Source organism: Saezia sanguinis (assembly GCF_003991585.1).
GTDB lineage: Bacteria > Pseudomonadota > Gammaproteobacteria > Burkholderiales > Burkholderiaceae_C > Saezia > Saezia sanguinis.
This window is the reverse complement of record NZ_PQSP01000222.1, coordinates 1-234: the sequence shown is the minus strand read 5'-3', so window position 1 is coordinate 234 and position 234 is coordinate 1. Positions and strand designations below refer to the sequence as shown.

The 234-nt window shown below is 44.4% G+C and carries 1 pseudogene; it reads right to left on the bottom strand.

Going from position 1 to position 234, the window contains the following annotated elements:
* A pseudogene (locus CUZ56_RS15580) lies at positions 1-234 on the bottom strand (F0F1 ATP synthase subunit alpha); the annotation flags it as partial.

Sequence of the window (234 nt, the reverse complement as noted above, 5' to 3'; positions counted from 1 at the left end):
TAATAAACCACGACCAACTGGTACTTCAAGGATACGGCCAGTACATTGTACTTCCATACCTTCCGCTAAATCTGCGTAAGGACCCATTACTACCGCACCAACAGAATCACGTTCAAGGTTAAGTGCCATTGCGTAACGGTTACCTGGTAAGGCGATCATTTCGCCTTGCATCACATCGCTTAAACCGTGAACACGAATAATCCCATCACTTACAGAAACAATTGTCCCTGTATT